Origin of the sequence: Bacteroides sp. CAG:189, from assembly GCF_000432295.1 — a bacterium.
GTDB lineage: Bacteria > Bacteroidota > Bacteroidia > Bacteroidales > Bacteroidaceae > Bacteroides > Bacteroides salyersiae.
Map to the genome: position 1 here is coordinate 26,587 of NZ_HF991038.1, position 608 is coordinate 27,194.

Below are 608 nucleotides of genomic sequence, written 5' to 3' on the forward strand. Positions count from 1 at the left end.
AAGAGTGTTTTTATCCGGGAGAAAGTTCAGATAATAAGAAGGCGAGTGAGGAACGGCATTCTTGGCTACAATTGTCGTATATGAAAGAGAAGTATCATAGAATGGCCGAGCATTGGACACTTGGGTGGTATTTGAAAGCACTGTATTCTTCGAGGAACTTTTCGGAAAACTACACGGCCACTATGATGCAGGCTGGGGAATTTGCACCTACGGCACACGGACAACTGATGTACAACGAAGCGTTTCGTGCCAATCAGTTTGTGGGAGTCGGTGTACGGCCCATTTACCGTTTTAATCAAATGTTTCATGTACGTGGGGAATTTTATGGCTTTATGCCTATTTTTCCAATTGAAAGAAATTCTATTAATAAGGCATATTACGGAAAGGCTTTTTCACGTTTTGAATATTTGGGAGAAGTATCGGTTGTTTGTCAGTTGCCGTTCGGGGCGATTTCTGCTTATGTAAATCATTATAGTTCACCGAAAAGAGAGTGGAATGTGGGATTGACGCTTGGTTGGCAGCTCTTCAATTATCGCTTCTTTGAATAATTTTCAAGAAAAAAAGAGGGTTAAACGCTTGTTACTTTCAAAAAAGTACGTATCTTTGCA

General features: G+C 40.5%; 1 pseudogene. It reads left to right on the top strand.

The window, feature by feature from the left end:
• Positions 1-548 (top strand): annotated as a pseudogene (locus QVP90_RS05975) (patatin-like phospholipase family protein); the annotation flags it as partial.
• Between the last annotated feature and the right edge of the window lie 60 nt (positions 549-608).